This window comes from Colwellia aquaemaris (assembly GCF_057548755.1).
Genome location: NZ_BAAJLV010000001.1, coordinates 470,531 through 495,235, shown reverse-complemented (window position 1 = coordinate 495,235; position 24,705 = coordinate 470,531). Strand labels below are relative to the sequence as shown.

23 protein-coding genes are annotated in these 24,705 nt (G+C 38.7%); 4 read left to right on the top strand and 19 right to left on the bottom strand.

The window, feature by feature from the left end; translation table 11 throughout:
* Positions 1-94 precede the first annotated feature (94 nt).
* The 10 genes from AC27HL_RS02265 to AC27HL_RS02220 are packed head-to-tail and all read right to left on the bottom strand — an operon-like array spanning position 95 to position 9,868.
* Positions 95-580 carry a hypothetical protein gene (locus AC27HL_RS02265; protein ID WP_487078734.1) on the bottom strand — a complete coding sequence of 162 codons (486 nt, stop codon included), beginning with the start codon at positions 578-580 and terminating at the stop codon, positions 95-97.
* A 19-nt stretch (positions 581-599) separates the two neighbouring features.
* A complete protein-coding gene (locus AC27HL_RS02260) occupies positions 600-1,838 on the bottom strand; it encodes a type II secretion system F family protein (RefSeq protein ID WP_487078733.1) in 1,239 nt (412 codons plus the stop codon).
* A gap of 11 nt (positions 1,839-1,849) precedes the next feature.
* Positions 1,850-3,565 (bottom strand): GspE/PulE family protein, encoded by a 1,716-nt coding sequence (locus tag AC27HL_RS02255; RefSeq protein ID WP_487078731.1) that lies wholly within the window; start codon positions 3,563-3,565, stop codon positions 1,850-1,852.
* A gap of 1 nt (position 3,566) precedes the next feature.
* Positions 3,567-4,745, bottom strand: a complete 1,179-nt coding sequence (locus AC27HL_RS02250; RefSeq protein ID WP_487078729.1) for a tetratricopeptide repeat protein — start codon at positions 4,743-4,745, stop codon at positions 3,567-3,569.
* Positions 4,742-5,650 carry an ExeA family protein gene (locus tag AC27HL_RS02245; RefSeq protein ID WP_487078727.1) on the bottom strand — a complete coding sequence of 303 codons (909 nt, stop codon included), beginning with the start codon at positions 5,648-5,650 and terminating at the stop codon, positions 4,742-4,744. Before AC27HL_RS02245 ends, AC27HL_RS02250 begins: the two co-directional genes overlap by 4 nt.
* Positions 5,651-5,659: 9 nt before the next feature.
* Positions 5,660-7,336 carry a pilus (MSHA type) biogenesis protein MshL gene (mshL, locus tag AC27HL_RS02240; protein WP_487078725.1) on the bottom strand — a complete coding sequence of 559 codons (1,677 nt, stop codon included), beginning with the start codon at positions 7,334-7,336 and terminating at the stop codon, positions 5,660-5,662.
* 15 nt (positions 7,337-7,351) lie between these two features.
* A complete protein-coding gene (locus tag AC27HL_RS02235) occupies positions 7,352-7,666 on the bottom strand; it encodes a hypothetical protein (protein WP_487078723.1) in 315 nt (104 codons plus the stop codon).
* Positions 7,659-8,366, bottom strand: a complete 708-nt coding sequence (locus tag AC27HL_RS02230) for a hypothetical protein (RefSeq protein WP_487078721.1) — start codon at positions 8,364-8,366, stop codon at positions 7,659-7,661. The genes AC27HL_RS02235 and AC27HL_RS02230 overlap by 8 nt, the downstream gene beginning before the upstream one ends.
* 4 nt (positions 8,367-8,370) lie before the next feature.
* Complete coding sequence (locus AC27HL_RS02225; protein WP_487078719.1) at positions 8,371-8,967, bottom strand: PilN domain-containing protein; 597 nt, start codon at positions 8,965-8,967, stop codon at positions 8,371-8,373.
* The gene (locus tag AC27HL_RS02220) at positions 8,960-9,868 is read right to left on the bottom strand and encodes an MSHA biogenesis protein MshI (protein WP_487078717.1); all 909 of its coding nucleotides are present in this window, start codon (positions 9,866-9,868) and stop codon (positions 8,960-8,962) included. Before AC27HL_RS02220 ends, AC27HL_RS02225 begins: the two co-directional genes overlap by 8 nt.
* A gap of 118 nt (positions 9,869-9,986) precedes the next feature.
* Between AC27HL_RS02220 and AC27HL_RS02215 the strand changes: the two genes are divergently transcribed.
* A complete protein-coding gene (locus AC27HL_RS02215; RefSeq protein WP_487078715.1) occupies positions 9,987-10,931 on the top strand; it encodes a 1-aminocyclopropane-1-carboxylate deaminase/D-cysteine desulfhydrase in 945 nt (314 codons plus the stop codon).
* Here AC27HL_RS02215 and AC27HL_RS02210 read toward each other — a convergent pair.
* From AC27HL_RS02210 to AC27HL_RS02185, 6 genes are all read right to left on the bottom strand, one after another.
* Positions 10,885-12,735, bottom strand: a complete 1,851-nt coding sequence (locus AC27HL_RS02210; protein ID WP_487078713.1) for an EAL domain-containing protein — start codon at positions 12,733-12,735, stop codon at positions 10,885-10,887. The two genes, AC27HL_RS02215 and AC27HL_RS02210, sit on opposite strands and share 47 nt — an antisense overlap.
* A gap of 234 nt (positions 12,736-12,969) precedes the next feature.
* Complete coding sequence (gene rplI, locus AC27HL_RS02205; protein ID WP_487078711.1) at positions 12,970-13,422, bottom strand: 50S ribosomal protein L9; 453 nt, start codon at positions 13,420-13,422, stop codon at positions 12,970-12,972.
* A gap of 20 nt (positions 13,423-13,442) precedes the next feature.
* Positions 13,443-13,670: a 30S ribosomal protein S18 gene (gene rpsR / locus AC27HL_RS02200; RefSeq protein ID WP_077283912.1), complete on the bottom strand. Its 228-nt coding sequence runs from the start codon at positions 13,668-13,670 to the stop codon at positions 13,443-13,445.
* 66 nt (positions 13,671-13,736) lie between these two features.
* Complete coding sequence (gene priB / locus AC27HL_RS02195; RefSeq protein WP_487079874.1) at positions 13,737-14,051, bottom strand: primosomal replication protein N; 315 nt, start codon at positions 14,049-14,051, stop codon at positions 13,737-13,739.
* Positions 14,052-14,076: 25 nt separating this feature from the next.
* Positions 14,077-14,493, bottom strand: coding sequence for a 30S ribosomal protein S6 (gene rpsF, locus AC27HL_RS02190; RefSeq protein WP_487078709.1), 417 nt, complete (start codon positions 14,491-14,493; stop codon positions 14,077-14,079).
* Positions 14,494-14,728: 235 nt separating this feature from the next.
* Positions 14,729-15,844, bottom strand: a complete 1,116-nt coding sequence (locus tag AC27HL_RS02185) for an ABC transporter substrate-binding protein (protein WP_487078707.1) — start codon at positions 15,842-15,844, stop codon at positions 14,729-14,731.
* Between the two features lie 299 nt (positions 15,845-16,143).
* Between AC27HL_RS02185 and AC27HL_RS02180 the strand changes: the two genes are divergently transcribed.
* Positions 16,144-17,985 carry a methyl-accepting chemotaxis protein gene (locus AC27HL_RS02180; protein WP_487078705.1) on the top strand — a complete coding sequence of 614 codons (1,842 nt, stop codon included), beginning with the start codon at positions 16,144-16,146 and terminating at the stop codon, positions 17,983-17,985.
* A 96-nt stretch (positions 17,986-18,081) separates the two neighbouring features.
* On the opposite strand, the gene rlmB is transcribed toward AC27HL_RS02180, so the two are convergent.
* The 3 genes from rlmB to AC27HL_RS02165 form a co-directional block, all read right to left on the bottom strand.
* A complete protein-coding gene (rlmB, locus tag AC27HL_RS02175) occupies positions 18,082-18,840 on the bottom strand; it encodes a 23S rRNA (guanosine(2251)-2'-O)-methyltransferase RlmB (protein ID WP_487078703.1) in 759 nt (252 codons plus the stop codon).
* A 78-nt stretch (positions 18,841-18,918) separates the two neighbouring features.
* Positions 18,919-21,405, bottom strand: coding sequence for a ribonuclease R (gene rnr, locus AC27HL_RS02170; RefSeq protein WP_487078701.1), 2,487 nt, complete (start codon positions 21,403-21,405; stop codon positions 18,919-18,921).
* A gap of 110 nt (positions 21,406-21,515) precedes the next feature.
* The gene (locus AC27HL_RS02165) at positions 21,516-22,133 is read right to left on the bottom strand and encodes a tetratricopeptide repeat protein (RefSeq protein WP_487078699.1); all 618 of its coding nucleotides are present in this window, start codon (positions 22,131-22,133) and stop codon (positions 21,516-21,518) included.
* A 271-nt stretch (positions 22,134-22,404) separates the two neighbouring features.
* Between AC27HL_RS02165 and AC27HL_RS02160 the strand changes: the two genes are divergently transcribed.
* Together AC27HL_RS02160 and AC27HL_RS02155 are read left to right on the top strand one after the other, a co-directional pair.
* The gene (locus AC27HL_RS02160) at positions 22,405-23,427 is read left to right on the top strand and encodes a sensor domain-containing diguanylate cyclase (protein WP_487078697.1); all 1,023 of its coding nucleotides are present in this window, start codon (positions 22,405-22,407) and stop codon (positions 23,425-23,427) included.
* 73 nt (positions 23,428-23,500) lie between these two features.
* Entirely contained in the window at positions 23,501-24,670 is a 1,170-nt protein-coding gene (locus AC27HL_RS02155) for a cyclic di-GMP phosphodiesterase (protein ID WP_487078695.1), read from the top strand.
* Positions 24,671-24,705: the final 35 nt, after the last annotated feature.

Here is a 24,705-nt window from a genome sequence, read left to right as displayed (position 1 = left end):
TATTTTCACTTTACTTAATTCTAACAATGAATTACTAGCAAAGTCACCTACTTACTTGTAATTATACGTAGCTTTTAAATTCACTGTATAGCCATTACTGAAATTTTACTTTGCCATTTTCACTGTCATAAGTGAAATACTCGCCACTTGGCAAGCTGTACTGGCAATAACTTTTCCTACTCTGGCTGCTAGATTCAATTAAAACCGCCCCTATTGGCTGCTTCATATAAATTAATGGAGACTCCATTACATAGCGCCAAATTCGTTGACACCGTAAAGCAGTATTTTTAACATCGACCCAACCTGCTTTATTCATCGGTACATTAATTTTTTCACTAGAAATACTACTTTCAATGACAACATTTTGAGGCTGAAGATCCATAAACCACTGCCCATGAATACCATTGACGCGAGCAGAAAAAACATGGCTAACCGATTCAAAACCTGCCCGCGTTAGCTGCCCCTGATGCTTAAAAAAATAGAAAATAAAACTTGCCATCAGTAAAGCAACTAGCACTACAACAACGAGCAATTCACCTAGTGATTTTTCACTTTTTTCAGCAACTTGTTGAGATGTCATCGTGCTAACCCTAATAACATTAGTTACCCTTAAATGCCGACATCATGTCCCACATTGGTGTAAATATACCAAGTGCAAGTACCAATACCATAGCAGCAACAATGGCAATCATGATAGGTTCAATACGAGCGGTTAAGGTACTAAGTTCATAATCAACCTCGCGTTCGTAATAATCACCCACTTCTTCAAGCAATTCATCAACACGGCCGGTTTCTTCACCAACTGCAATCATTTGTAATACCAAAGGCGTAAATAGTGTACTGGTAACAGCAGACCGCAACAAACTTTCGCCACTTTCTATGCTACTACGCATGGCAATAATTTTTTCTCGCATATAAGTGTTGTCAACGGCATCGGCAACCAAAGTTAAACCTGAAGTCATAGGCACGCCTGCTCGTAAAATAATAGAAAAGCTATGGGAAAACCGAGACAAAATTGAACGTTCGATAACACCACCAACAACTGGAAGTTTTAACTTTCTTTTATCCCATAAATACATTCCTTTAGGCGTTCTAAGGTAGTGGCGTAATGAGAAAATTCCAACCATAGTAGCGACTAACAAATGCGGCCAATAATCCAAAAAGAAATTCGAACTGGCGATCAACATTTTAGTGGCCCAAGGTAAATCTGCGCCTAATTTTGCAAACATATTAGCAAAGGTTGGAATAACAAAAATATTTAAAATTACTATCGCGGCGACGATGGCGATCATAACAAATGACGGATAACGTAAAGCTGTTTTTATACGCTTTCGCGTTTCTTGTTCACGTTCAAAGTATCCCGCTAACTTTAAAAATGCATCGTCAAGGTTACCCGTATTTTCTCCAACATGTACCAAGGAAATAAACAATGGTGAAAACAACTTAGGGTGTTGATGCAATGCTGTTGAAAGTGGGAAGCCCCCTTCAAGTTGTGCTGCTATTTCCACTAAGGCTGATTTTAATTTTACCGAGGTACTAGATTCAGACATGCCGTTAATTGCCCGTAAAATTGGCACACCTGACTTAATAAGTGCATACATTTGCCGACAAAAAACGATAAGGTCATCTAAAGTAACTTGATTGAACCCTAATAAATCGGCAATGTCGATATCTTGAGGTGACTTTTCAACCGCGTTATTTTTGGCACTTTCAATTGATATTGGAATTATGCGTTGGCGAGACAATTGCTCGGCAACAAGCGCAGAATTAGCCGCTTCAATCGCTCCCTTTACTTGGCTCCCGCTGGCATCTCGTCCAATATAATTAAATGCTGGCATAATTTAACTTATTATCCTGTTACGTCTACAGTTTCGACTAAGCGCAATACTTCTTCAACACTCGTTATGCCTAGCTTAGCATAATCAAATGCAGCTAAAGCTAGCGGCTTAAATTCAGGGTGTTGTTTAGCTAATGAAGTGAACGCTTCTGTGTCGTCTCGCTTTAATGCTGCCATCATAGGCTCGTTCATTTCCAATAACTCAAATACACCAATTCGACCTTTATATCCGGTATATTGACAGGTTTGACAACCGCTACCATGACTAAATTCAATATCTTTAACATCGTCACCAATAAGGTGAGATAGCCATAACATTTCCTGCTGATCAGGAGTGTGAACTTTTCGGCAACTATCACATACTTTACGTACTAAACGTTGTGCAATAATAGCTCTTAATGAACTACCAACTAAAAATCCGGCTGCGCCCATATCAAGTAAGCGCAAGGCACTTGTTATCGCGTCATTGGTATGTAGTGTAGATAAAACTAAATGACCTGTTAAAGCACCTCGTAAACCAATTTCAACAGTTTCTTGGTCTCGCATCTCGCCAACCATCAAAATATCAGGATCTTGTCGTAAGGCGGTTCTTAATACACTTGAAAAAGTTAAATCAATTTTGCTATTAACTTGAACTTGATTCACCCGCGGTAAACGATATTCAACAGGGTCTTCAACCGTAATAATTTTTTTACTGGCTTTATTTAATTCGCTAAGCGCTGCATATAAGGTTGTGGTTTTACCACTACCTGTTGGTCCGGTAACCAAAACCATACCATGAGGACGTGATATTTGATGGCGAATACGCTGTACAAAGTGCTCTGGCATACCGGTTTCATCAAGCGATAAAAGCCCAGCTGATTGGTCTAATAAACGCATAACTACCGACTCGCCATGCTGAACTGGCATAGTTGACATACGGACATCAATACTATGACCGTTTATTTGTAAATTAAAACGACCGTCTTGTGGCAAACGTTTTTCTGAAATATCGAGACCAGCCATTAGTTTTAAGCGTAAAACCATGGCTGAGGCTATTTTATTTTCCTTTAAAATATTTTCTTGCAACACACCATCAATACGTTGACGAATTCTTAAGGAATTTTCATCTGGTTCGATATGAACGTCTGAAGCGCGCATTTGCACGGCATCAGCAAAAACCGATTGCAATAATTTACCGACAGTTGCGTCACCACCTTCTTCAAGGAAAGTACTGGAAAGATCAAAGTCACTACTTTGATCATATTCTTCTTCTAACTGACTAGCGAACGACTCTATATCTGCCGTGCGACGATACAAGCCATCAAACGCTTCAAATAATTGCGACTCCATAACCACAGCAAGCTTTAAACGCTTTGGTGCCAGCATTTGTTCAAGCTGATCTAAAGCGCTTAAATCGGCTGGGTCACTCATACCTAACAGTACTGAATCACCTTGGTCTTCAATCACTAAAGCGCGTAAACGCCTAGCATGTACTTCAGGTAGCAATAATGCAATATCGGCAGGTATACGACGCTGACTAATGTCTAGAAACGGTACATCAAGTTGCTGAGCAAGGAATTCGAGTAGCTGTCGCTCACCAATGTGACCTAGTTCAATCAGAGTATCACCTAGCTTTCTACCAGTAGACTTTTGGCTATTTAGCGCCTGCATCAGCTGTTCGTTACTGATAATGTGCTCGTGAACCAATAAGTCACCTAAGCGCATTTTTAATTTAGGTGCTGCCATATTATTCTCCTAACTCTGAAAGTCGTTGACGAGCAAATTGCATAGTACTATTTGATAAGTTACCCGTTACGATTGCTTGACTATAAGCATTGCTTGCCTGCTTAAACTGTCCCTGACTGTCTAATGATACTGCCAGCCCTAGCCACCAGCGCCCAACACCGGATTCAATATCCAAAAGTTTTCTATAGGCATCACCAGCTTTTTGATGTTCATTTAATTGCGCGGCAATATTAGCCAGCAATGCCAATAATTCCACACGCTGGCTGTTGCTGACCGGAGTGAGCATATTCAATGCCTGTCTCGCTTGTCCTTGCTCAAAATAAATACGCGCACTCATCAAACGCATTTCCTCCGCTTGTGGCGCTAATGCAATACCTTGCGACAGCAAGTTTATCGCATCCTGATAAGCTTTCTTTCCATACCATAACGCTGCAAGCTGTTTTCTTGCTGTTTCATGCTCAGGCAGTAGTAGTAGCACTTCTTCAAATAATGATTCTGCTTTAGCAAGTTCATTTACTTCCATAGCTTGTTCCGCTTGGCTTATTTTCTTTTTTGCCAGCGCTTGAGGAGATAGTTGTGTTCGCGAAATACTTAAACGAGGCTGAGGCGTATCAACCTTTGTTGGTTGGTCGGTTTCTGGTATTACTTTTTTCGGCTCGATGTTCTCAGTGCTAGCCGTCGACTGCGTAGCAGAGTTTTGCGCGCTTAAATCTTTAGCAAGGTCAAGGCTAATTGGTTCCAACTCTTCTTTTGCTTGTGATGGCGTGCTGGTGCTACTTACGAGCTCTTCTTTAAGAGCTGCTTGTTGAATTTCGCTAAACTGTGCTTCAAGCTTTTCAGCAACCGGCTTGGTTTCAAATGTTGATGCAATAGCTTCAACCACAACTTCACCGTTACTCTTTTGCTCAACATTACTTGTATCGTTATCTTTTGATTGTGTCTCGAGCTTGCTCAACTGTGCAGTATTTTCTTTGGCCTGTGTTTTTAATTGTTGGTTTTCGCTGTAAAGTTGCCAAGCAAATATACCGGTAATATTAATGATTACGATGACAACAATAATCGATAAAATTAATTTAACATTTGAATGTTTTGTCACAACAGGTTGGCCAGTCTTGGCCACTGTGTTTTGCTCTGCTTGGCGTTTATCAAGATCTTTCAACATTTGATTGATAACACTCATAAAGGCACTCCCGAAATACTCCATACATAATACAAAACAGTAATAGTAAGAATAAATAACAAGCTCAGTAGCATAGTATTAGATGCTTTTTGATTTTGCATGCCTTCCGTATCTTGAATTGCGCTTTTTAAATGCTTTTTCGTCAATTGATAACTGCCTTCACCATAACCAAGCATAAGCATTTTATGGCAAAGGATATTCACTAACCTAGGTATACCTTTTGTTACTTTCGCAATTTTATTTGCTAATGGACGACTAAATAAACTTGCGCCTTTATAACCCGCTACATGCATACGGTGTTGAATATAATGTTCAACTTCTTGCGCGGTCATGGAACGTAACTTATATGAAAAAGTAATTCGTTGCTTTAGTTGGCGAAAACCCGTTTCAGCCAACCGCTCATCGAGCTCGGGTTGTGCAAATAACACCACTTGCAGCAATTTTCGCGTTTCGGTTTCTAAATTTGTAAATAACCGCAAGGCTTCAAGACTTTCCGCTGGTAGTGCTTGTGCCTCATCTAATATTAAAACCACGGAATGGCCCTGATTATGTAATTCTAATAACCGGGTTTGAATGCGTTGAGTGAGCAATTGTACTGACATACGTTGCGCCTGTTTCACACCTAGTTCAACAGCAACAGCTCGGCGTAATTCATCAGGTTTTAGGTACGGATTTGGAATGTAGGCAGTAACAAAGTGTTCAGGTATTTCGTTAAGTAATTTTCGGCACATTAAGGTTTTACCTGTACCCACTTCGCCAACCACCTTAATAAAGCCTTCGCCAGTTTGTAGAGCTGTTGTTAAAACAGCTAAAGCCTCATTATGAGGCTCAAGGCCCAAATAAAAATTCGTATTTGGGGTTAGCGTAAAAGGTAATTCTCGTAAGCCAAAATGGTACAGGTACATGACGGCTGCTTAATTGCTCGTGTTGTTTGCGTCCGAGTCTTCAGGAAACCATTGTTTTAATAATGCTCGAGCATCTTGTAATTGATTCTTCCAAGTATCGTGACCAATAACGATAGGTTTAAGTAAAATTACTAACTCTTTCTTTTGTACCGATTCACTTTTACTCTTAAATAATTCACCTAATAATGGCACGTCACCCAATAATGGCGTTTTTGATTCTAAATCCACTTTACGTGTTTCAATTAAACCACCAATTACCACTATTTCTCCAGACTTAGCACGAATAATAGTATCTGATTCTCGAACGCTACTTTGTGCAAGTGGTAATACAATATCTTGTTCGCTTAACTTGATAGTTTTTGTTTGTTCATCGGTTATGGTAACCGAAGGATGTACGTGTAAAATCACTTCGCCATTAGCGTCAATTTGTGGAGTAACATCTAAAGCAATACCAGAGAAAAACGGCGTTAAGTCAACTTCAGGGGTAGTGGTGGTTGAAGTACCTGTTGTGGTAGTACTCGAAACATCCGTAACAAAATACTCGTCGTCACCAACTTTAATAATGGCTTTTTGATTATTAGTTGCGGTAATTCTCGGGCTTGAAAGTACCTGCACATTACCTTGTGTTGACAGTAATTCAATTACACCACTAAAATCTTTGTTTAAAAAGCTAAGACTTGTTGTACCACCAATAACGGATGATATTGCGTTACCAGCTATATTGCCTGAGGTTGAAAAGCCAATATCCGTGCTTTCAATATGACCAAGCACTTTATCCCACTTAACACCCTGTTGGTAATCGTCATTAAGCGTTACTTCCATTATTTTCGCTTCAATAATCACTTGGCGACGTAAATGTTCTTGTGTGCTTTCTATAAATGTTTTTACGGCACTAATTTCTGATGGCATAGCACGAACTGTAACTAAACCGGCTTGTGGAGATACAATCACTGAACGCCCGTTTTCATTACCAACAAGGGCCGTTAAAGTTTCTTTTAATTCAGTCCAAAAATCAGATTCATTCTCGGTATATATATTAATACCGCTACTACCATTTTGGTTGTTATTGCCGTTATTGTTACTATTACTGTTATTTCGGCTATTATTGTTGTTATTGCCGCCATTTGAATTATTCGGGTCATTTTCAGATACTCCACCCGAGTTGATACTAGTACTAGAAATACCACTACGCTTTACATATAGATAATCTAGTGGAATGGTTTCTGTACGAATACCTGCAGGATAAACTTGAATAATACGCCCCTGACGACGAATATCGTAGCCGTATAACGACTCAATAACATCTAACGCTTCGTCAAGTGTTACATCTTTCAAATTCAAGGTAATAGCGCCGGCAACATCAGGATGAACTGCAATACTATACGGAGAGTCTTCGACAATAGCGGCAAAAAACTGCTCTGCAGCCACACCGCTTGCAGCTATTTGCAAACGCTTCTCGGCTAATAAGCCGTGACGAGCTTGTCTAACTTCTTTTTGCATCAACTCTTGTCTAACAGAGTTTGGTAAACTCTGTAAAGGCTTAGGCGCAGGTTGGTTAGTTTCGGCAATTGCCTTGTCTAGTGCTTGCGTGACATCCGTTGGTGGTTTAGGAGCCGATTGACAGCCTGCTAATACTAATATAGCTGTGCAACAAAACAATTGAACTTGGTGTTTTTTATTATTCATTATTTTTTTCATTTATTAGTTCGCTATAACACCGGAAAATAAAGACAATTCCATTCTACCCTGTGATGACTGCAACACCACCCCTTTTGAATTTATTGCTATTAACTCAAAACCTTTATACGTTTCACCAAGGTTTAGCACTTGGCCATTAATCACTGCTTTTTTCATATCATTGCTTTGAATAACCGATTGCAAAACAAACACAGATTTTTTTTCACCGCTTTGATTCACAGATGCCACAGCACCAAACGGCCGTGTTGGATCAGTTTGTTGCCCACTGGCAATAAATGCTTGAAGAAGTAACAATAAGGCTATTGAATATTTAAACACCAATAAACTCCTGTGCTGTACTCAAACTATATATTTCAACTTCAAGCTCGCTCACCGGATACTCTTTTAACTGGTAGTCAAATTCTTGCCAGAAAAATTTCCATGATAAACCTTCAAGTTGCTGCAAGTATTCACGTAATTGAAAGTACTGCCCCTGTAATTTGATTTTAATGCCATGACGATATAAACGTAATTGGCCAGCGTCCTCATCGTTTTTGCTAATATCAGCGTTATCATCCTGTGAAGTACTTACTTGCACGGCAGTGGCTTTAGGCTTTGTTACAGGTACAGCGGGTAGTACTTCGAAAGACAGCATTTTCACGCCCTTTTGCAGCTTTAATAATTTAATTAAAGCATGGCGCATTTGAATTGGGTCGATTAAATCTGAGGTTAAACGCAACAGTTTTTCATCAATTTCGCCTAATTTTGTTTGATACTGCACCAATTCTCTTTTCAGTGCCAAATTAGGATCTTCACTTAATGCTTGCTCAAACATGGCAATTGAATCAATATTATTTTGATTACTTTGCTCGGTTTGTACAATTTGCTTATTAAGCTGACTTATACGCTGCATAGGCGCATCTATAAATAAACTATATAAAACAAAAATAATACCAACTAAACCTGTCGCAATAATAAGGTATTTCTCACGGTTTGAGGTATTGCTGAATTTTTCACTATAAACCTGCCACTGAGCCATCTTGTTATTCTCCCTTCACTTCAGAAGAGCTAACGACAAATTCAGTAACCCGTTGCTCGTTTTCTGACAAAGAGAAATTAACAAAACGCTTGCCAGATAGGAAGGTAGAAGATTCAAAACCCGATAACCAATTAGGTACCGCATCTGGGGTGCGAGCCAAGCCTTCAAATGTCATATTGCCATTGCCGATATTAACACGCTGCAAGCTAATATTTTTATTATGCAGCTCAGCCAATTCAGCCATTGCCGTAGAAAATCCAGCACTGTATGTTTGCGTTGGATCGGTTAATTGCTGATGTAAATGTTGTTTGTTTTCAATAACTAACTTTATTGTATTTAACTGCGCTAATAAGTTAGCGTCTTGTTGATTATTGGCAATTGCCAGCTCAAGACTTTGCAACTGCATTTTTTGCTGACTATTGATTGAATTTAATGTCTGAAATTCGGCGTTTAAGCTATTAACTTGCAGTTTCACTGCAAAAATTATCGCCAGCATCAATGCTAATGCCACTAACCATAAGCTAATGACACGATTTAGTGTCCACAATTCTTTTGCGGGCAGCAAATCAGCTTGCAATAAATTAATTGAATATTTAGCCATGATTTTCTGGCTCCATAAAGTTTAGCTGAGTTGCCGCTATTGCTACCGCTTTTTCACGCTCATTTTCAAGCAAATTAGGCATAGTAAATAATTTAACTTCAACGTTAGTGTTTTCAGCCAGTTTACGGGCCAAAAAGGCTTCGTTTTTCATCGGTATCAGCACTTCAATGGTTTTAATGGGTGCTTGCTTTAGCTGTCGTTCAAAATAGTCTGTAGAACGTTGGATTTCTAAGCTTAATGAGTCAACTGTACCAGCACTTAATTCTAATTCATTTTTATTAGCAATTTGATTAAACCCGCGTAAGCGGCGACTAAAAAATAGCTGGCCATTTTTAATGATTAATAAGTTAACTTCTTCATTGGGTTGCTGACAAACAAATAGCACAGCATCTTGTTGAACCGGAACTAAACTCGCAAATGCAAACTCTTCAGTGGTAATGCTTGCAACATTTAAATTATCTGTTGTTAATACGGTGACCAGTTCTACTAAATCACTTTTTGCGGCACAAACAACATTAATTTTTTCATGACCACCTGCTAACGTAGGGCCATCAAAATAATCTAGCACCATATTATCGGGTGTAATACTTACCAAATCTTTAATTTGCCATTTTAACGCAGCATTGATTTCAGCATCAGGTACATTAGGTCTATCTACCTGTACTATTTGGGAATGGCCGTTCGATAACACTAAGTGACATTGCCCTGCAAAGTTATATTCACGTGTTATTGTTTTCAAAGTTTCATTAACTGGTAGCGCTTTATTATCAACCGCATCACACTGAATACCCTCTTCATTTTCTACAAAAAATGCAACTGAGTGCTGTCGCAGTGCGATTCCAATCGCATCAGAGGATTTTGGTTTCGAGAAAATACTTGTGATACGTGTAATAATTGACATTAAGCGATATTGTTATTTTATAAACGTGCAAGATAAAAACTATTATCGCTGATTCTAATTTCGACGCAAGTGTTTTAATTACTTCATTTTATTTGGCTTATTCTGAGATACTGTATTTATGGCTGTACTTTCAAAATTACAACCTCTTCACCACCCAAGCTTTAAAAAGCACAACCTGCGTGTATCAATAAAACGTGATGATCAAATTGACAGTATTATTTCTGGCAATAAATGGCGAAAACTTAAATACAATATACGCCACATAGAAAACTCAAATGCCAAAGGGGTAATTACCTTTGGTGGTTGTTTTTCTAATCATATTCATGCGGCGGCATTTGCCTGTTATCAGAGAAACATTCCTGCCATTGGTATTATTCGCGGCGAAAAAAGCAATCAAAGTAATTACACTTTAAGTTGGGCAAAGCACTGGGGAATGCAATTAATTTTCGTCGATCGGAAAACTTACCGCTTACGAGACAATGATGATTATTTAACAACACTTCAACAACAGTACCCTGACTACACAATAATACCGGAGGGCGGCAGTAACACGTTAGCATTAACTGGTGTTGCTGAAGTTATTGAGGAATTAAATCAGCAAACAGATTTTGATACCTTAATAACTCCTGTTGGTAGTGGTGGTACACTCGCTGGGCTAATTTTAGGTGATAAAGGACGACACCGCATTATTGGTATTTCGGTATTAAAACAAAAAGACTACTTAACGGATAAAATTATAGATTTACTTCCTGAAGGGGCTAAAGAACATGAAAACTGGACTGTACTAAACCAATATCATTGTGGTGGCTATGCTAAGTTTAACCTTCAAGATACTGATCAAATAAGAGCATTTAATGCCACATCAGGAGTAGATTTTGAACCGGTATATTCTGGTAAGATGATACTGGCATTATTAGATCTTGTTGAAGCTGGATATTTCCCACAGCAACATCATATTGTGTTACTACATACTGGCGGCTTACAAGGGCTAGGTGGTATGTTTGAGCGAGGTATTCTTAATCCAAGTGAATGGCCTTCGCTACCTGTGCCACAGGCTCAGTAAAGAAATGGCCTTGCCCGCCTTTGACACCAAGCTGTACTAGTGTTCTCCATTCACTTTTATGCTCAACACCTAACGCATATATCGGGATGTTTTTCGCTGTGGCGAGTGTTTTTAAGCTTTGAATAAAAACTTGGTTTTCAATTTTTTTATCAATATTTAGTACAATACTTCGATGTAACTTTATGGCCTTAATAGGATACACATTTAAATAGTGAGCACTTACAACATACTGTCCAACTTTATCAGCAATAATTTCAACACCTATTTTACTTAACTTATGAATAACAGGAGTTAACTCACCAAGGTGACTCACCAATTGATACTCACTTACTTCAATCATCAGCTGCCCTTGTAATTGAGGAAACTGATGAACAATACCCAGAAATTTTTCAACAAAGTCATTCGATAATAATGAATCAAGTGAAATATTGATACTACAGCCATCTTGTTGCTTTTTTTCATATGCCAACACGCGACAAACCTGCTCAAGAATGAGAAGGTCTATTTTTACCGTGAGAGCACACTTACGCGCCATAGGTAAAAATACACGGGCACTAATTAGTGCGCCATTACTATCCCTTACTTTTGATAACACTTCATGATGTAAAACCTGCGCGGTATCACAGGCAATAACAGGCTGAAAAAAAATAACAAAGGCATTACTTTCTATCGCTGCCGTTAAAAACGTTCGCCACTTCAAAGACCCCTTAGCTTTTATATCTTCCAGTTCACCTGCTTCAAACATAAACCATTGTGACGGCCCTTGCAGTTGTGCGGTACGTAAAGCCATGTCAGCTTCTGCCATAACCTGATATGCCGCCTGATCATGACCAAAATAGCTGACACCAATATGAATAAACTCCTCTTGGTTAATACCAACAGGAAGGGCCACGGCTTGTAGATTTTTTAAGAGTCGTTCAGATAGCTTTTCTACCTCATTGATAAACACTCCAGGTAATAACAACGACAATTCAAAATCACTGCGGCGAGCCAAAAAATAATTAGGTTGCCCATGTAACCTTTGCTTTGTTACTTGAATAAGCATAGATAGCAATGACATCGCCTGCTGATAGCCATACAAACTTTGCACTAATTCTAATTCTCGAAATTGAATTAAGAGTACCGCTCCTTGAACATCTTCATCTTTTAAAAAAGCCTGCAAACGATTATCAAAAAATGCACGATTACCAATACGAGTTTCTTGATCAAGTAACACACTTGAGCGAATATTTTGATCTGAGCTAACATCACTAACTGTGTTGTCATATAGTTGCTGCTGTACTTTATGAATTGCGGTCAATATTTCATGATACTTTTCAGTAGCTGACGGTAGTTCAATGTCATTTATCTCACCACGAATAACCGCTATGTTTGCCCAGGTGCTTAATTTGTCTAAAACTGCGAATTCCTCTTGATAATAGCTCAACGCCTTACGACGACTAAACATCAATATTGCAAAAAACAATAAACTTGCAATGATGAAAAACGGTGAGGAAATCAATAACCAAAATGGTTGCTTAAATTGAACATACTGGTTGCCATTAGCAAGCGGAATTTTTCGATAGCCAATATCATTAGTGATTACCGGCTTGTTAATTTCCCTAATATCCAGAGCTGATATTTTTGCGAATTCAGTGGTCACTTCATCTTGGTTTAAGCCAGCATCAAGCTCACTAATAACACTATTTTGAGATTGATAAATAGCTAAAACTATTAATACACTAAATAGTAGATAAAGCCCGATAAATAATTGCCTAAAAAAACGGTTAAGGTCTTTTTTTAAAGCGTTAACCGCCGATGACATAAGCACTCCACAATTGCACGATAATCACAAAAATATCCCTGTTCATCAGTTATTAAAAGTAAGTGTAGACGATATTCAGCCAAACGAGTTGTTAATCACAAACCTAGTAATAAGTACGGGAACCCAAATACGGCCTTACTCCCAATGCTCTTTGTCCTAGCCTATTAAATGCATAAAAAAACCCTGAACTCCGCATAGAGTTCAGGGTTTTCATTATTCTTTTGCTAGTCGCGATTAAGCTTCAGCAATAACAACAACTTTAATTGTTGCATCTACATCGTTGTGCACGTGAATTACGATATCGAATTCACCTGTTTCACGGATGCTACCTAAAGGTAAACGTACTTCAGCTTTAACAACTTCAACGCCAGCTTCAGTGATTGCATCAGCAATATCACGAGTACCGATTGAACCGAATAATTTACCTTCGTCACCTGCTTTAGAAGCGATAGTAACTTCGGCTAATTCAGTTAATTTAGCAGCACGAGCTTCAGCAGCAGCTAAAGTTTCAGCTAATTTTTTCTCTAAGTCAGCACGACGAGCTTCAAAGTGCTCAACGTTTGCTTTAGAGGCAAATACAGCTTTACCTTTTGGTAATAAAAAGTTACGAGCGTAACCAGATTTAACTGTTACCTTGTCACCAAGGCCGCCTAATTTGGCGATTTTATCAAGAAGAATTACTTCCATTTTCAAAACCCCTTATTAGGTTACTTATGTAAATCAGTATATGGTAATAATGCTAAGTAACGAGCACGCTTGATCGCACGACCAAGTTGACGTTGGTATTTAGCACTTGTACCAGTAATACGGCTAGGAACAATTTTACCACTTTCAGTGATATAGTTTTTTAGTACAGCTGTATCTTTATAATCGATTGCAGCAGCACCTTCCGCTGAAAAGCGGCAGAACTTACGACGTCTAAAAAAACGAGACATGGATTTCTCCTAAATTGGCTAATTTTATTTTAACTGAAAAATGTCGGTTAAATAAAATGGCCTAAATTAAATCATTTCAATGTGTTGGGCATGTAACACTAAAAGCGGATTACCGTTTCTAGATTCATGACGGTTAATAAAACCAGTCACTTTAACATTACAGCCTTCAATTAAATCACGAGTTAAGTTTGGCGACACATTACCCGTTGCAACAACTTGTATTCGAACAAACGCTTGTCTGTTCATGCCAGCTTCGTTTTGTATAGACTTATGGTCTATTGAAAACTGACAATGCTGAATACCCGCTGGGCTGGTTGACGTTTTTGGCGGCTTTACCACCTGGCCGGTCAACACTAGGCAATTCTCTTGACTATTATTCATAGGCAAAGAGTTGGTCACTGGTTACTTATTCTTCGCTCGCAGCTTCTTCAGCTTTTGGCGCTTCAGCAGCTGGTGCTTCAGTAACCTCTTTCTTCACTTCGCGACGCTCTTCACGACGGTCTTCTTTAGCAGCAGCCATAGCTGAAGCTTCAGTAACCGCGCCTTTAGTGCGCATGATCATGTTACGAATAACTACATCGTTATAACGGAAAGAAGTTTCTAATTCATCAATAACTGACTGTGGCGCTTCAATGTTCATAAGAACATAGTGTGCTTTATGTAGTTTATTGATTGGGTAAGCTAATTGACGACGACCCCAATCTTCAAGACGGTGGATGTTGCCTTCAGCATTAGTGATGATATCACTGTAACGCTGAATCATAGCTGGTACTTGTTCACTCTGATCAGGGTGAACCATAAATACGATTTCGTAATGACGCATTACGAGCTCCTTACGGTTGTAGCCTCATTATCTGGCTCAGCCAACACCAGTTGAGGCAAGGAACAAAAAAGTTCAGGCTGAATTAAGGTCGCGTATTGTAGATAAATCAAGCGCTGATAGCAAGCGATTAATATTTAGCAAGCTAATTCAATTAAAACAGGCAACGGTAAGTCGTGTAGGAATTGTAAGCCGGCTATTTTGCGCTCGCTCAATTGCACCAGCTTTTTACTATCAACTACTTATTATCAAAAAATGAGAAGTAAATATTGCTCATTCCTTGATGATGTTTATCAGTAAACTTAATTGCCAAGCCACCAAAGTCTGCTTCAAATGTTAAAAACTGCTCGACTAAGCACTCGCGTGTTAACGACAAGCCACACTGCTTGGCAACTGCAACAAATAGTTTTGCATTTAGGTAGCCTTCAAAAACTACCTGATCTGCAAATATATTTGAGGACTTAAGGTCGTCGATAAATTCTTCACAAATAGCTAACTGACATGTTTGCGGATTCGGTACCACCTCAGTTACTGCAATTTTTGCTGGTACTTTCACGCCAGCAAATAAATCATGGCTGGAAATAAAAGAAACGGTAGTGATAAAAGGGGTAAAATCTTGATGGAAAGCTTGTTCAATAAATTTAATCAATGGCGTGTAAGTGCCGACAAAGGCGACGGCGTCAATATCATGCTTTAGCATAACAGCGAGCGCTAGTTCAATATCTTGCGTATTACGACGAAAGCGGGTAGTGACAACAGGTTTAAGGTTATACCTTGCCATCGCCGATAAATAACCACTTTCCACTGCCAAACCAAATTCATCAGCTTGTACTAATAACGCTATCTTTTTTGCCTTAACTTTTGTGAATAAATAGTCAATTTGGGCTAACGTTTCTTGGTTATAACTTGCTCTAAGATTAAAAATATAAGGTTTACTCGGCTGACGCAAAAATTCCGCGCCGGTAAATGGCATTAACAAAGGTAATTGATATTTTTCAATAAAAGGCAATATTGCATGCGCGTTTGGCGTGCCAACATAATTAAATAAGGCTAAAGGCTTTTCAGCATCCAATACTTTATAGGTATTTTCTACAGTTTTAAAAGGCTCATAACCGTCATCAAACACTTTTAGCTTAATTTGCCGGCCAAAAATACCTCCTTGCCGATTAACTTTATTAAAATAAAGCCGTGCTCCTTGCGTTAACTTTTTCCCAACCTGTTGATTTGGGCCCGTTAATGCGTTTGAGCTAATTAAAACAATATCATCATCTAGACTTTCTCTGGCACAGACTTTGTTTATTAACATTGCCCAGCAAAAAGTAAAAAACAGTCGTTGCCATATTGTTCTGCTCATATCATAAATCTGCCATTGTTTTTTACTGTGCCTGACTAAGTCAGTAAAAAAACTTTTATATACAAAGTGACATAACTCGCTTTCATCGATAAAAGTTAATATTGCTATGATAACAGTTTAGTCAATACGCAGCCAAAAACTAATCTGAACAAAATTGTACAATTTACAACTTTTCATGTTGAATTTTAATAACTTGTTAACAGTGTGTGACATATGTCATGTTTTTATTGCATTTCCCCAAATGACGTTCTAGCTTAAAGAAAAAGGAAAAAATAATTCTAATTATGCTGGAGATGCACATGCCGTCGAGAACGCTTTCATTGAGAAATAAACTGCTAGTTTTACTGTCAGCCGTTATTGCAGGTTTACTACTTTTACTGTTTACCACTAACTATTTTTCTTATCAAATTAAACAATTGCAACAAGCAAAATCTACCATTCAACAAGTTGGCATTACCGCATTACAACTAAGAAGAAATGAAAAGGATTTTTTAATACGAAAACTGCCCAAGTACTTTGACAAACACAATGATAACTTTGCAAAAATTAAGCAAGAATTAGCCACCTTATCTACGCTCAATAATAGCATAGGTGGTCATATTCCTATTACACAACTAAACGATAATTTCACGCAATATAGAAAATATTTTGTTGAATTGGTGACCGCAATGAAAGCAAAAGGCCTAGACAAAGATTCCGGCCGATATGGCGAATTACGCCAAGCAACTCACGAATTAGAAGCAATCTATAAATCTCTGAATGTGCCCGAACTGCAAGTTATCTTACTCACGATCAGACGTCATGAAAAAGACTATATGCTCCGTGGTGATACTAAATACCTAACAAAGTTATCAGAGGCACTCGCCACATTAAGGTTAGACTCTCAACATATTAATAATACCGGTAAACTAATTGATAAATATGAAAATGCCATGACCGCCTTTAGCGCAGCAGAAAAGCGTATTGGTCTAACACAAAGTACTGGTATTCGTGGAAATATGCGCACGGCAACGCATAAAGCAGAAACCTTATTAGCAGAGACAATTCAAGAAACCAATTTATTTGTTACGCAACAAGAAAATAGAGCATTTTGGAGCTCTTTAATGCTATTTTTCATTATTTCTTCGCTGTTATCTGTCTTTATCATCAAATTAATAAAAATTATTATCTCGCCGATTAAAAGTGCAATTAGCAATATAGAAACCATCATTGAAGAGCGAGATTTTTCCAAACAAGTGTTAAAAGAAACTGATGATGAATTTGGTAAAGTTATTGATGCTGTTAACAATTTCATTAAATTTACACATAAAATAAACTCCGCGGTTGAAGACTTACGCAAAGTCAGTGCCTCGGTTGAGCAAAATGCTCAGTCAACCCAGCAAAGTTTGCATCAGCAAGCAATGAAAAATGAACAAGTATCAGCAGCAACCGTACAACTCGACAGCTCAGCAGCTGAAATTGTTAAAAGTACCCAACACACAACCTCAACGGCAGACTTGATTGCACAACAAGCCGAAGTTGGGCAACAACAACTAAGTCATTTGAGTGACTTTCTCAACACAAACACCAATGAGTTGATAGACTCAACCAAAGACATTGGCCAACTAAAAGAGAAGTGTCAGTCCATCAATGGCTTTATTGAAGAAATAAAAGGCATTGCCGAGCAAACAAATTTATTGGCTTTAAATGCCGCCATAGAAGCGGCTCGGGCTGGAGAACAAGGTCGAGGCTTTTCCGTGGTGGCCGATGAAGTACGTACCTTAGCCAACAGAACGCAAACCTCTACAGAACAAATCACTTACATAATTACAGAGCTACAAGCGATGACAGTTAGCGCAGTTGAGAAAGTGAACCATTGTCGCGATGGTAGCATTAATAATGTGAAGCAAGTGCAGCAGTCGACTCAAACACTGAACGATATTATTTCTGAGGTAAGTTCAATCCAAGAAATGACTGCCAACATAGCAGGAGCTATCAAAGAGCAAAGTATAGCGATTCATGAAATATCTGAAAACATTACGGATATGAAAGATGATAATGACGCCATGCTTACCCAAGCACAGCAAAGTGTAAAAACTTGCTCTTTGGCTAATGAAAAAACCTTAAGCCTTTTAACCTATAAGTTAAACACGAGTATTTAAAATATCACTGATATAAAACAGAATAAGCAGCTTGACACTCAAGCTGCTTATTTATACTTATCTTCATCATGTTGATTATTTTTTAACAGATATATCTTAGTTACCCATGCGTTGACGCACAATTTCAAACAAGCAAATACCTGTAGCCACAGAGACATTTAAACTAGAAACTTCCCCCGCCATCGGCAATTTCACCAATTGATCACAATTTTCTCGAGTTAAACGGCGCATACCTTTACCTTCAGCTCCCATGACTAAAGCCATAGGTCCTGATAATTTTTCGTCATAAAGACAAGTATCAGTTTCACCAGCTGTACCTATAATCCAAATCCCCATTTGCTGCAAAGTTTTCATGGTTCTAGCTAAATTGGTAACTTGCACTAAAGGCACGCTTTCTGCAGCACCGACAGCAACTTTACGTACTGTTGCCGTAATTCGAGCCGCGTTATCCTTAGGGACAATAATGGCTTGTACGCCAGCAGCATCGGCATTTCGTAAACAAGCCCCTAAATTGTGCGGGTCGGTTACGCCATCAAGAATCAACAAAAATGGTGCTTGTTGCTTACTTTCTGCTGCACTAAGAATGTCATCTAAATCAGCTTCAGTAAAAGTTTTACCTGGCTTTACACGGGCAACAACACCTTGATGCTGTTCACCGTCACTTTTATCATCAAGCACCTTACGGTTAGCCATTTGCGTGGCAATACCAAACTTGCGAGCCAAATTTATAATTGGCATTAAGCGTTCATCTTCGCGACCTTTTAACAACCATAATTCAATAAATCGTTCAGGGGCGTGCTCTAACAATGCCTTAACGGCGTGAATACCAAATACCAACTCTTCTTGCTTTGCCATAAATGTTTTCGCTATTAATTTTTCAAATGGAGCTATTGGCAGTCATCACAATAACTGCCTGTTACTTATTATAAATATTTACAGGGCTTTAGCCTTTCGTGCATTTTTACCAGGTCTTTTTTTCCGCGCTTTGCGTTTTTTAGCTTTAGCTGTACTCGTCTTATCGGCTTTTTTCTGTTCTTTTTTAGTCGATTTCTTTGCCGCGCTTTTTTTCTTTCGGCGCCCTTGAGAAGGCTCTTGTGCTTGCGTTGAAGATGTCACAGCAGCTTTTTTACCAGCTCGACCGTTTGACTTCTTATCTGAACGTCGGCCGGCAGGTAGTGGTTTTGCACGTTTTAATACCGAGCCATCGCCCGCTAACGATAAATCAATTTTCTTTTCATCTAGGTTAACTGCGGCGACCTGAACTTCGATGGTATCGCCAATGCGATATTTGGCACCCGTATTTTCACCAGACAAACACATACGCACATCATCAAAATGATAATAGTCATGGCCTAGCGAGGTTATATGCACTAAACCTTCAATATGTAAGTCAGCGAGGCGGACAAAAAGACCAAAATTAGTGACCGTAGAAATAACACCGGTAAACATTGCCCCAACATGATCTTGCATATATTCACATTTTAACCAATCTGAAACATCACGTGTGGCGTCATCTGCACGTCGCTCGGTCATCGAACAATGTTCACCAAGTTCAATAACGGCTTCGGGTGTATAGCTATGGCTACCAACATTAGCATCATTTTGCGCCTGCTCATCCAGTATCGCTTTAATGACGCGATGAACCACTAAATCAGGATAACGACGAATAGGAGACGTAAAATGGCTATAAGAGGGTAACGCTAAACCAAAATGACCAATATTTTCACTTTGATAAACTGCTTGTCGCATTGAGCGCAACAACATAGTTTGGATCAACTCTTGGTCTGCACGCTCAGCTATTTTTTCTAAAATATGGCAATAGTCACTTGGCTCAGGTTGTGCCTTTCGCTCGCCCAATGATGCTATATCTAAACCAAGCTCACTGATATAACTCATAAAGTTATTGTACTTATCTTCACTTGGTTTATCGTGAACGCGGAACAATCCTGGCTTATTATGTTTTTCAATAAATTTTGCCGTCGCCACATTGGCCAGGATCATACATTCTTCAATAATTTTATGTGCGTCATTGCGCACTAGCGGCACAATTGAGTCAATTTTTCTCTCTTGATTAAAAAGAAATAATGACTCGGTTGTTTCAAATGCAATCGCACCACGGTCCGCACGCGCTTTGGTTAGCGCTAAATACATTTCATTAAGGTTTTCTAAATCCGTCACTAATGGCTCGTATTCAGCTCTTAATGCCTCACGAGATTCTTCATCTGTTTGCTGAGGATTAACCCCTAAAATAGTCGCCACTTTACTATAGGTAAAACGAGCTTTTGAGCGCATAACCGCCGGATAGAATTTTGAACCTGACAACTTACCTGCAGCGCTAATGGTCATTTCACAAACCATACAAAGCCGGTCGACATCAGGGTTTAACGAACATAAACCATTAGAGAGTTTTTCCGGCAACATAGGAATAACTTGACTAGGGAAGTAAACAGAATTGCCACGCGATATTGCTTCATCATCAAGTGCTGTTTGCGGGCGAACATAATAGCTAACATCTGCAATTGCCACCCATAAACGCCAGCCACCGCTTGGTTTAGGTTGACAATAAACGGCATCATCAAAGTCGCGAGCATCTTCACCATCAATAGTCACTAATGGTAAATCGCGTAAATCAACCCGTGGCGCTTTTGCTGACTCTTCCACTTCATCGGCAAACACTGAAATTTCTTCTTTGACTTGCGCCGAAAATTGATATGGCAAATCATGTTCACGCAAGGCAATTTCAATTTCCATACCGGGAGCCATATGCTCTCCCAAAACTTCAACCACCTTACCAACGGCATTAGAGCGTTTAGTTGGCCGTTGAATAATTTCTACCACCACCACTTGTCCATGACGAGCACCAGACTTTTTATCAGGTTTTATCAAAATATCTTGCTGAATGCGAGCGTCATCCGGCACTACACAAGCAATATGATGGTCAACATAATATCGACCTACAACACCAGCTTTTCGAGGTTCAATAACATCGAGAATTTTGACTTCTTTGCGACCCTTACGATCGGTGCGATCGAGCAATATAGCTTCTACCACATCACCATGAAGTACACGTTGCATTTCGTGTGAGGAAATAAATAAATCTTTAGAGCCATTGTCTGGCGCAAAAAAACCAAAGCCATCGCGATGTCCAATAACCTTACCCGTCAAAACATTGCTACGCGAAGCTATGGCATATTGTTTAAATTTATTGAAAACTATTTGACCACTATTTTCCATCGCACGTAAACGACGTTTTAAGCCAACTAACATGTCTTCATCATGATAATTAAGCTGCTTAACTAAGGCTTTAAAAGTTGGTGGAATATTGGATTTTTCAATCAAAGACAAAAGTAGCTCGCGGCTAGCTACCGGCTTTTCGTATTTTTCAGCTTCTCGCTGTTGGTGCGGATCGTTTTCGGTCACATTTGTTCAATAATGGTTTTTTATTAAGTATATCGTAGATTTGTGTTATCCCCAAACCACTACCACCATTACCGACTCTTATCATGAAAGATCATTTAGCCACTTAAAGGCTAATACTTGCCTTTTTTAGCGGCATTAACTACCCGCTCGGGCATTTTTTCTGCCAAACTGGCTAATTGCGTGGCGATATTTTTATGGACTTTTTTATCATCGGTAACCGATTGGTGCAATTGTACATATAATTGTGGAAAATCTAACGGACTACCCTTGCCTGCTAAGTAGATATCTGCCAAGCGCAACTGGGCTTTTAAATTATTTAAAGCGGCTGCTTCTTTTAAGAAAATAATTGCTTGATTAATATCGATTTGTACAAACTTACCAACATGATAATAACGGCCCATTTGTTCTAAAGCTTCAGACAAGCCTTGATCTGCCGAGGCTTGCATATAGTGCAAACCTAAGGGCACATTTTTCTTCACACAAACGCCATAGGCTAACATGTCTCCCCACAAAAATTGATAAGAAGGCATTTTTGATTTAACTGCTCTTGCTTCAATATCTTGCACTAACTGACAGTCATCAATAACTACTTGGCTTAAATGCTTATTCTCTTTAATTAAATCGAGCAAAACATTATCGCTATAAATTTGTACAGCGGTTAATTCCGCAGCCGAAGTGCTGAAAACACTAGTTAACACTAATAATATTGCTATGATTAATCGTTGCATATGGCCTCTTTGTACAGTGAAACTTTTCACTCAGTTACCCAGTTATCGTCAAAATCAGAGAAAAACTTAACTCAAACGTTATATAAGTTTTCAACATATTCTGTCAGCAGAATATTTTAAGAATCTATGAGTAATTTTAAAGCAAATATAGTACCAATGTATATAAAAGTCAGTTATCCGCCTGAGATTACTCAGCGGCCAAAAACCGTACTTGCACATTTGCGAAGAAAACCTCACAATGAGCAAAATTTGAGCAAGCCGAGCTACGCAAGTGTCAAATATTCAGCAGTTAATTGAAAACTCAAAAGTTAATGAAAGCATTGCCCGCAAGTTATTTGAAATTGAAACAGAAATACTTGCCTGTCAATCAAGCGAAGAGTTGCTACAACGTTTACTTGGCTTAATTCAGGATAAGTTTCAATTATCAGGCATTTCATTATTACTGGCTGAACCAACACCATTAAGTTACTTAATTAACGGTAAATTACAGTCAAACTGGCACCAAAAAAACACTAAGCATATTTCGGTAGAAAAATTAAGTCAGTTACACCCCAACAGAAAACCTTTTTTAACCAACCAATTAGCACAGCTTGATAAAATATTACCAAAAGCATTATTAAAAGGGGCAAAATCTGCCGCATTGACACCATTGTCACTTGAAGGCAAGTTGTTTGGTAGCTTGCTGTTTACCGATAAAGCGTCTTCTCGTTTTCACAGCAAACTTGGAACATTTCATTTAGAGCAATTAGCGGTAAAAGTGAGTTTATGTTTATCTAATGTACTAATTCGAGAACAACTTGAATATATGGCACATTATGACCGCTTAACAGGCGTTGCTAACCGCCGTTTAATGGAAGTATGTATTGGCGAAGAACTAATTCGCCAACGACGTTATGGCGTACCATTTTCTGTACTTTTTATCGATTGTAATAAATTCAAAGCCATTAATGACACTTATGGCCACGACTGCGGCGACAAGGTTTTAGCGTATGTTGCAAGCCAGTTGCAAGAGCTAGTACGAGAAAATGATAAATGCTTTCGTTATGCTGGTGATGAATTTGTTGTGGTACTTGCTAGCCAAACCTTGCCCGAAGCCGAACAAGCTAGCGATCGTTTATGTGATTTTTTTATTAATAATCCAATGCCGTATCAGAATATGCGTTTACCTATCACCATTAGTTGCGGCGCAGCTGCTAGTGATGGCAAGCAGAATATGGATGAGCTATTAAAAACAGCAGATAAAAATTTATATGCCAACAAGAAAGCACAAAATGGCATGGTATTTAAATTGTAACCTTAGCTTTAGCTACTTTTAATCGCACTTCACTCATCTATACTAAAATTATTCTCGGCTAACTAGGTTACCTATGATCATAGAAGTCAGTATTAGCGAATTAAAAATTGGCCACTTTGTTGTCGATATTGTGAAACAACAAGGTAGTTATAACTTAACGCGTGCTGGCCATATTAAAAATCAAAATGCCATAAAGCATTTAAAAGCTAAAGGTGTAGTTTCAGTATTAGTTGATACCACAAAAAGCATTGCCCAGGCCCTCAGTGAAGCTTCTGCGATAAGTCAAGTCAGTACTGGCCCGGTGATTTTAGAAGTAACGAAAGCCAAAAAACTTTTTACTGCTTCAAAAAAAATACAACAGCAAGTTTTTCGCTCTATTCAACAAGGCCACCCTGTCAATATCGCACCAATAATCGATGTAACTAATCAAACCATAGATGCGATATTTAAAAACCCCGATGCCTTGGCCTGTGTTATAAATATTCGTGATAAAAATGAATACTTACTTGAACACTCAGTATCGGTTTCTATTTTAATGACAATTTTTTCGCGCTTTTTAAAAATAGAACGAGATATTATTCAACAACTGGCTATTGGTGCCTTTTTACATGATGTTGGTAAAATACAAATACCGGACCAAATCCTTAATAAACCCGGAAAACTATCAAGCGATGAATATAAAATTATTCAAAAACACGTCAATCACTCTGTTAATATTATTCAAACAATACCAGGTATTTCAGCGCTAAGTGTTGAGGTAGCCGCTCAGCACCATGAGCGAGCTGACGGTTCGGGCTATCCGCTACACTTGCAACAAGACAATATTTCTAATTACGGTGCAATGATCGCAATATGTGACGTTTTTGATGCTCTAACCGCAGACCGTTGCTATCGAGACAGTTATAGCCAAATTAAGGCTTTTAGTGTGTTACGAAACTTGGCCATGCAAGGTAAGCTAATGCCAAGGCTAGTCGATTTATTTATTAAATGCTTAGGGGTTTACCCTGTCGGTACACTGGTAGAATTAAACTCTCATCAATTGGCCATTGTTGAAAGCCGTAACCAAGATGACCCCATCAACCCAAAAGTGCGCAGTTTTTATAGCCTAGATAAACATAGGTACACACTAGCGAAAGATATCGACTTGGCAAAAGAGCCTGACTTTATCATCCGTGGGGTTAAAGCCAGTGACTTTGATTTAGACATGAATAGAATTATTGAGTTTTTATTAATGGAAGGTTAAGCCCGAAAACATCACATTGCGCCAAAACTAAAAGT

What these genes read in the sequence shown, in the direction of transcription:
- AC27HL_RS02265 (WP_487078734.1), bottom strand. Translation starts at nt 580, where the DNA reads ATGACATCTCAACAAGTTGCTGAAAAAAGTGAAAAATCACTAGGTGAA.
- AC27HL_RS02260 (WP_487078733.1), bottom strand. Translation starts at nt 1,838, where the DNA reads ATGCCAGCATTTAATTATATTGGACGAGATGCCAGCGGGAGCCAAGTA.
- AC27HL_RS02255 (WP_487078731.1), bottom strand. Translation starts at nt 3,565, where the DNA reads ATGGCAGCACCTAAATTAAAAATGCGCTTAGGTGACTTATTGGTTCAC.
- AC27HL_RS02250 (WP_487078729.1), bottom strand. Translation starts at nt 4,745, where the DNA reads ATGAGTGTTATCAATCAAATGTTGAAAGATCTTGATAAACGCCAAGCA.
- AC27HL_RS02245 (WP_487078727.1), bottom strand. Translation starts at nt 5,650, where the DNA reads ATGTACCTGTACCATTTTGGCTTACGAGAATTACCTTTTACGCTAACC.
- mshL (WP_487078725.1), bottom strand. Translation starts at nt 7,336, where the DNA reads ATGAATAATAAAAAACACCAAGTTCAATTGTTTTGTTGCACAGCTATA.
- AC27HL_RS02230 (WP_487078721.1), bottom strand. Translation starts at nt 8,366, where the DNA reads ATGGCTCAGTGGCAGGTTTATAGTGAAAAATTCAGCAATACCTCAAAC.
- AC27HL_RS02225 (WP_487078719.1), bottom strand. Translation starts at nt 8,967, where the DNA reads ATGGCTAAATATTCAATTAATTTATTGCAAGCTGATTTGCTGCCCGCA.
- AC27HL_RS02220 (WP_487078717.1), bottom strand. Translation starts at nt 9,868, where the DNA reads ATGTCAATTATTACACGTATCACAAGTATTTTCTCGAAACCAAAATCC.
- AC27HL_RS02215 (WP_487078715.1), top strand. Translation starts at nt 9,987, where the DNA reads ATGGCTGTACTTTCAAAATTACAACCTCTTCACCACCCAAGCTTTAAA.
- AC27HL_RS02210 (WP_487078713.1), bottom strand. Translation starts at nt 12,735, where the DNA reads ATGTCATCGGCGGTTAACGCTTTAAAAAAAGACCTTAACCGTTTTTTT.
- rplI (WP_487078711.1), bottom strand. Translation starts at nt 13,422, where the DNA reads ATGGAAGTAATTCTTCTTGATAAAATCGCCAAATTAGGCGGCCTTGGT.
- rpsR (WP_077283912.1), bottom strand. Translation starts at nt 13,670, where the DNA reads ATGTCTCGTTTTTTTAGACGTCGTAAGTTCTGCCGCTTTTCAGCGGAA.
- priB (WP_487079874.1), bottom strand. Translation starts at nt 14,051, where the DNA reads ATGAATAATAGTCAAGAGAATTGCCTAGTGTTGACCGGCCAGGTGGTA.
- rpsF (WP_487078709.1), bottom strand. Translation starts at nt 14,493, where the DNA reads ATGCGTCATTACGAAATCGTATTTATGGTTCACCCTGATCAGAGTGAA.
- AC27HL_RS02185 (WP_487078707.1), bottom strand. Translation starts at nt 15,844, where the DNA reads ATGAGCAGAACAATATGGCAACGACTGTTTTTTACTTTTTGCTGGGCA.
- AC27HL_RS02180 (WP_487078705.1), top strand. Translation starts at nt 16,144, where the DNA reads ATGCCGTCGAGAACGCTTTCATTGAGAAATAAACTGCTAGTTTTACTG.
- rlmB (WP_487078703.1), bottom strand. Translation starts at nt 18,840, where the DNA reads ATGGCAAAGCAAGAAGAGTTGGTATTTGGTATTCACGCCGTTAAGGCA.
- AC27HL_RS02165 (WP_487078699.1), bottom strand. Translation starts at nt 22,133, where the DNA reads ATGCAACGATTAATCATAGCAATATTATTAGTGTTAACTAGTGTTTTC.
- AC27HL_RS02155 (WP_487078695.1), top strand. Translation starts at nt 23,501, where the DNA reads ATGATCATAGAAGTCAGTATTAGCGAATTAAAAATTGGCCACTTTGTT.